This window comes from Arthrobacter sp. 10L430, from assembly GCF_056395245.1.
The window spans coordinates 1-6,333 of record NZ_JBFTJD010000044.1 but is presented as its reverse complement, the minus strand read 5'-3'; the positions used below and the strand labels follow the sequence as shown (position 1 = coordinate 6,333).

The 6,333-nt window shown below is 62.1% G+C and carries 7 protein-coding genes; 1 reads left to right on the top strand and 6 read right to left on the bottom strand.

Features of this window, described 5'->3' with window-relative positions; genetic code table 11:
• Positions 1-71: 71 nt before the first annotated feature.
• The 6 genes from AC1DDG_RS21460 to AC1DDG_RS21435 all read right to left on the bottom strand — a co-directional run bounded on the left by AC1DDG_RS21460 (position 72) and on the right by AC1DDG_RS21435 (position 5,075).
• Positions 72-197 (bottom strand): hypothetical protein, encoded by a 126-nt coding sequence (locus tag AC1DDG_RS21460; protein ID WP_476877668.1) that lies wholly within the window; start codon positions 195-197, stop codon positions 72-74.
• 156 nt (positions 198-353) lie between these two features.
• Complete coding sequence (locus AC1DDG_RS21455) at positions 354-1,760, bottom strand: NAD(P)/FAD-dependent oxidoreductase (RefSeq protein WP_476877667.1); 1,407 nt, start codon at positions 1,758-1,760, stop codon at positions 354-356.
• A 106-nt stretch (positions 1,761-1,866) separates the two neighbouring features.
• A complete protein-coding gene (locus AC1DDG_RS21450) occupies positions 1,867-2,601 on the bottom strand; it encodes an SDR family NAD(P)-dependent oxidoreductase (protein ID WP_476877666.1) in 735 nt (244 codons plus the stop codon).
• A 68-nt stretch (positions 2,602-2,669) separates the two neighbouring features.
• Positions 2,670-3,776, bottom strand: coding sequence for an alanine racemase (locus tag AC1DDG_RS21445; RefSeq protein ID WP_476877665.1), 1,107 nt, complete (start codon positions 3,774-3,776; stop codon positions 2,670-2,672).
• A gap of 120 nt (positions 3,777-3,896) precedes the next feature.
• Positions 3,897-4,367 carry a RidA family protein gene (locus AC1DDG_RS21440; RefSeq protein WP_476877664.1) on the bottom strand — a complete coding sequence of 157 codons (471 nt, stop codon included), beginning with the start codon at positions 4,365-4,367 and terminating at the stop codon, positions 3,897-3,899.
• Between the two features lie 18 nt (positions 4,368-4,385).
• Positions 4,386-5,075 (bottom strand): haloacid dehalogenase type II, encoded by a 690-nt coding sequence (locus AC1DDG_RS21435; RefSeq protein ID WP_476877663.1) that lies wholly within the window; start codon positions 5,073-5,075, stop codon positions 4,386-4,388.
• Positions 5,076-5,527: 452 nt separating this feature from the next.
• Here AC1DDG_RS21435 and AC1DDG_RS21430 point away from each other — a divergent pair.
• Positions 5,528-6,333: ABC transporter substrate-binding protein (locus AC1DDG_RS21430; RefSeq protein WP_476877662.1), on the top strand; the 806-nt coding region annotated here is incomplete at its 3' end.

The following is a 6,333-nucleotide window of genomic DNA, read 5'->3' as shown; positions in this document are numbered from 1 at the left end:
GCGGGAGGCTTGCCAGAGGGCCATGGATCCGATGCTGCCGAGGCCGATGACGGCGAGTTTTCCGTCCATGGTCAGAGCACCTGCTTCAGGAAGGCCTGGGTGCGGGGTTCTTTGGGGTTGGAGAGGATTTCCCGGGCGTCGCCGCGTTCCACCACGAAGCCTGCGGCTTTTGTCTGAACTTTGTTTATGGTCTTCATGGTGCTTCCCTTCGAATGGGTTTCAGGTGAAGTTGATCCGCCGGACTGGGGGCTGTTTCGCTGCTGATCGGAGTAGGTGTATCTGGAGCTCAGCTCGGGCAAAACTGTGCAGCTACTAGACGATCCAGGTGCCGCCGTGGAAGCCCGCCCCACGCACTATTCGTGAAGTCCGGCGAGTCTGCTGCCGAATCTGGCCAGGAGCGAGGTCTTGGTGGAATCCCTGCGCTCTTCCCATTGGTCCGCAAGACCAAAGAGCCGGTACATGCCGTGAACACCCAGCCAGCGGATGGGTTCAGGTTCCCACTTCCGTGCGCGGTAGCCGACCCAGGGAAGTGTGGTCCGTTCTGTTTCTTGTTCGAAAGCCAGCTCCGCGAGAGTTCTCCCGCCGACGTATGCTGCCGTGACGCCGTGTCCTGCATACCCGGTAGAAGATCCGATCCCGGTCGCTTGGTCCCAATGGACGCCGCCGTTCCAGTCGCGGGTAACGCCCAGAACACCCGACCAGGCATGGTCCACTTCGAACTGGATACCGGGGAAGAAGGAGCCAAGCTTTTCAGAGATCAGGTCAACGGTAGACTGGGCAGTTGAACCGGTACCCCCCGTGCCGGAGGCGTAGCGGTAAGGCACCCCCCGTCCGCCGATAGCGATACGGCCGTCCGATGTTCGCTGGGCGTAGATGAAAGTGTGTGCGGAGTCGCTGAGGCACTGCAGCCCGTTCCAGCCAATCTGCTGCCAGGCCTCCTGCGATAGCGGCTTGCTCACGATAATCGAGGAGTTGATCGGTATCAAAGCCCTGCTACCAAGCAATGGTCCCGAATACCCTTCAGTGCAGATGAACGTTTTGGCCGCGGTCACCCGCCCGTCTGCCAGACTGAGGGTCGTTCCGTCGATACTGCCTACCCGGCTGCCTTCGTAGATGCTCACCCCCATGTCTGTGAGTGTGTCGGCGAGACCATAGACAAGTTTCGCCGGGTGGAGCCGCGCGCAATGCTTGTAGAAGAGCCCACCGTGGACGGTGGATATGTTGATTTGACCCTGAAACGCGTCGCGGTCAAGCAGTTGCACCTCGTCTTCGGTCAATCCATACTTCAAGTCGGCGTGACGCCTGGTTACAATCCGGCCTAGCCCCGCCTTGGTGTGGGCGGCCACGAGCGCGCCACCTTTGTGCTGATCCGCATTAATGCCCTCGGCCTGAAGAATATCCAGGACGGAATCGACGCCGGCGATAAATTCCTGCTGTAATGCCCGGCTGGCGGCCGGCCCGTCCCCGGATGCACGAGCAAAAGTGGCGCGGTTTCCTGGAATCATGGCCGATAGCCAGCCGCCGTTCCGTCCGGAGGCGCCGTAGCCTATCTGTTCTGCCTCAAATACAGCGACCGAGAGTGACGGTTCGAGTTTCTTGGCGAAGTACGCGGCCCACAGGCCTGTGTAGCCGCCACCGATAATTGCCAGGTCTACAGAGTCCTGACCTGTGAAGCGGGGGTAGGTGGGCCTCTTGTCCGCGAGTCCGGCCATCCAGAAGCCGAGCTCTCCGTTTCGGGGTGTTGCTGCTAGGGCTTTCATAGTTGTCCTTCTTTGTGTGGGAACCGTTGAGGTAATAGGACGGCGGGGCCATCACTCAGAGAGCCTTGGCCGGCATCCGGGCTGTCTCCGCTGGACGGCGTGGTGTTCAGAACGCGGTGTAGCCGCCGTCGACGGGGAGGGTTGCTCCGGTGATGTAGGACGATTCCTTCGACGCGAGGAAAAGTATGGCGTCGGCGATCTCGTCGGGGGTGGCGAGGCGTTGGAGCGGTATCTGGCCCTCGCGCTGGCGGCGGTATGCCTCGGCGTCAGGCCTGCGCTGGAACGATGCTTCGATGACCGGGGTGACGGTCAGACCCGGCGCCACGACGTTGACGCGAATGTTGCGCGGGGCCCATTCGATCGCCGCACCCTTGGCGAGCATGATGAGGCCACCTTTAGCCGCGGAGTACAAGACTTCGTCGGGCTTTCCGACCATGCCGAGCCGTGAGCTGACGCAGACAAACGAACCTCCCGCGGCGGGCATCAGCGGTGCGAAGTGCTTCATCACCAGGAAGGAGCTGAGCAGGTTGCTGTGGAGCACGTTCTTCGCATCGTCGTAGGCCATTTCCGTGAGCGGGCCGCTGACCTGCAGTCCGTGGTTGAGGACGACGACGTCGACCGTACCGAAGGACTCGGCGGCCTGCTGGGCGAGGCCCTGGACGAACGCCTCGTCATTGAGGTCTCCAGGGACGTACAGATCGTCGGGCTGGGCGCTATCGAGTTGCTCCCTGCGGCCGGTGAGCAGCAGCCGCGCGCCTTCGCGGCGGAAGTGGGAACTTACTGCCTCCCCGATTCCGCTGCTGGCTCCGGTTACCAGGGCCGTGGTCTTCTCAAGTCTCATGTCAAACACTCCTTAGGGGTAAGTTCGTTGGGTTGCAAACTTGGATACGGAATTCTTGGCCGCGTGGATCAACTGAGGAATCCGCGGGCGTCGACCGGCCACCGCTGCAGCGATGTGCCCGTGCTGTCGGTGACGATGTACTCCTCGAAATTGACCACCACCGGGCAAACGTGGTTTGGCACGACCGGAAGCACGGTGCCGACACCCGGGCGGAAGTCTCCGGGGGGCAGCGGGAGAAATCCGTGGTACTCGTTGAGCCTGGACAGCACGGCCGTGGTGCCGGCGATGCCGCCGTAGCCGATCTCGGGGCTGCCTTCGCGGCCGAGGACTTTGGTGCCGATATCGAGAATGACCTGATCGGGAACCCAGTCGCTGACCACCGTGCCGGCGACGAACAGCGCGATCTGATCCTCCGTGCAGGCGCCCAGCCTGGTGTTGTTCAGGTCGTTGAACACGTACTCGCCGGGCCGGATCTCGGTGATGACGCTGCTGGTGGCGAATTCCACGGTGGGTGTGGAGCCAGCGCTGACCACCTCTGGGGTGACTCCCGCTGCGCTGAGGCTGCGCACCGCGGTCGTGAGCGCCGCATCCTGGTCATCCGCGGCCCGCTTGCGAGCGTCCGGACCGGAGCTGCCATGACCTGGATAGGTGAAGACGCCGGCCGGGACCAGGCCGCGCTTGCGGGCCGCGAGAGCGAGGTCGCCCGCGACCTCGGGAGGAGCCCCGGAACGACGGGCACCACAGTCGACCTCAATCACGACCTGCAGACGGTCTGGTTCTGCGCCCATCGCGTCGGCGAGGGCATTGATCGCCGCAACGTTGTCGACGCCGACCCGCAGCCGGGTGGTCTCGGCCAGCCTGCGGATCCGCGTCCCTCTAGATCCCGAAGGCCAGATCGGGTACGCGATGAAGATATCGTCGAACCCGGCCGCCGCGAAGACCTCGGCCTCACCCACGTTGCCTGCGGTAATCCCGGCGGCCCCCGCTTTGACCTGGCGCCGACCGATCTCCACGCATTTGTGCGTCTTGACATGTGGCCTGACGTCGAGGTTCTGCTGGGCGGCGAAGGCCTGCATGCGGTCGATGTTGTCTTGCATCACGTCGACGAGCACTATGGGTGCGGGGGTGTCAACCCGCTCGACGATGGCGTCCAGTGCCTTTTGGAGGCGGTTCACGCTGTACTCCTCATGATTCTGTCTATGAATGATCGAGGGTAGCGATGCTGACTTCCTCGAAGCTGAAAAGTTCGGGACCCGCATCAGCAGGTCCCGCACAACACCGCGTCGTGCCCGTCCCTAAACGCCCGTGCAGACCATCTGGATCTCTACAGGAGTGTTCAGCGGTAGCCCGGCAACACCGATCGCGGTCCGGGCGTGCCGTCCGTTCTCGCCCAACACTTCGATGAGCAATTCACTGGCCGCGTTGGCGACCCGCGACTGCAGACCGAATTCCGGCGTACTGGCAACGAAGACCAACATCTGCACGATCCGGACCCGGTCCAGGTCCCCCACCGCCTGCACAGCGGCGGCGAGGCAGTTGAGCGCGGCATGGCGCGCGAGCTCCCGCGCCGTCTCCAGCTCGACATCCCGGCCGACAAGGCCTTGACCCAGCAGCTCACCGTCCTTGTAAGGCAGTTGGCCCGAAATGTGGATGCTGGAGCCCACCGACCGGTGGTGCACGAAGTATGCGTTACTGGCGATGCTGGGAAGGTCCAGACCGAGGGCTCGGAGCCGATCTGAAGCCGAGCCGGCCCTGGTGACGCTCATCTGTACTCAGGTCTCCCTTTACGAGGCAGCGGGACGGGGCAGGCCGAAGAGGACGGGGAGGTCGGCGATGTCGGTGATCCGCTCGTAGCCGAGCCAGTGCTCGTCGTGCTCAAAGCCCCGGTCCACGTACACCTTGTCCTTGATCCCCATGATGGCCGCGGGTCGCAGGTCATACATCGGGCTCGCAGAGACGTGCACGATCTCATCCGGTGCCGCGCCGAGCTTGTCGAACATGTACTCAAACGCACGGAGCCGTGGCTTGTAGACGCCCATCTGCTCGGCGCTGATGACGACTTCGAACTGCGCCTGGAGGTTCTCCGCGAGGCGCACAGCATGCGCGGTGTCGCTGTTCGTGATGATTACCAGCGGGACTTCCGTAGCCAGCCGGTTCAGTGCATCGGTGACACCCGGGTACGGGCCCCACGTGGGGATGTGCTCGTAGACGGCCCGCGCGTCGCCCGCACGGAACTCGAGGCCGAGCCTGTGCGAGGCGCGTTCCATGGAGTCGGCGACAATCTGGTGGAACGGCTTGTACTCGCCCGTGCACTCGTCGATCCGGTACGCCTTGCAGACCTGCAGGAAATCATCGGCGACCCCGGCCGGCAGCCGGTCGCCCAAGACCTCACGGATCGCGTCATTGATCCGGAACTTGATCAGCGTTCCGTTCATGTCGAATGTAACGAACTTCGGCTTGGTTCCGAATGCCATGAATCCTCCAGTTACTCGATGCTTCGTCGATTGTCGACGAGACTGGTTCTGTCGATTGTCGACGATACCTTCTGCTTATGTCGATTGTCAACGATTTCCGGAATTTTGATGCACGACGTATCGACCAACTATTGGTGGGCCGGCGGCATCAGGGCGATGGGCTTGTTGCCTTGGGAGCCATAAAAAATGGCCGTGGTTATCTGCTCAGCGGTCGGTCAAAAGGGTGTTGCGAGCGAAGGGGCTGATCGCGAGAAGCTTCAACTAAACATCTGTAAAGATAAACATCTGTAAATTGTCGATGATCTGCGATTTGAGTGGTTGCATTGTAGGTACAGACGGATCCCTTCCCTATACCGACAATGGAGTTCACGCTTGAAATCGGAGAGGAGGGGTTCTGGCGAGATCGCACCGTCTCAGCTCAGAAGCGGTTGGAACATGCAAGGGAGGCACCGATGAAGACCGGAATCAAGGTCCAGACTGCGGCTGCAGGATTGGCAGTTTTGCTGGCGCTGGGCGCGTGCGGATCGAGCACCGGCAGCGGTCCCGCGCCTGACGGCTCGAAGACGTCAAATACAGCTGATATTTCTGAGGGCGTCCAGCCAGACGAGGCCGCCGTCAAGCTGTTGCCCCAGTCTTATAAGGACAAGGGTGAGCTGACCGTGGCGATGGACCTGCACTATCCGCCGACGACGTTCCTTGCCGAGGACAACACCACTCCGATCGGCTTGAATCCGGATGTTGCCCGTCTGGTGGCAAAGAAGCTCGGACTAAAGCTGAAGTTCGAGAACACCGTGTTCGACACGATCATTCCCGGTATCGACGGCGGCCGCTATGACTTCACTGTCACCACCATGTCCCCCACGCCGGAGCGGCTGAAGGTCCTGGACATGATCGACTACTTCACGGCCGGCAATTCAGTAGCCGTGAGTGCAGGAAATCCGCTGAAGCTCACCAATGAGAGCCTGTGCGGTAAGAACGTCGCCGTCACGGCCGGATCGACGGGCCAGCTCAAGCGCCTCCCGGCCCTCTCGGATCAAACCTGCACCTCCAAGGGCCAGCCGGCCATCAACGCCGTGACGCTGCCCAACGTCCAGGACGCGCTGACTCAACTGGCATCAAAGCGCGTCGACGGCATCCTCTACGACACGACCTCCCTCGCCTGGGCCGCGAAGCAGCAGCCGAACGCGTTCACCATCCTCACCCCCCAGATCAACGTCGGCAACAGCGACCTTGTGTCTGTCGGGCTGAAGAAGGGCTC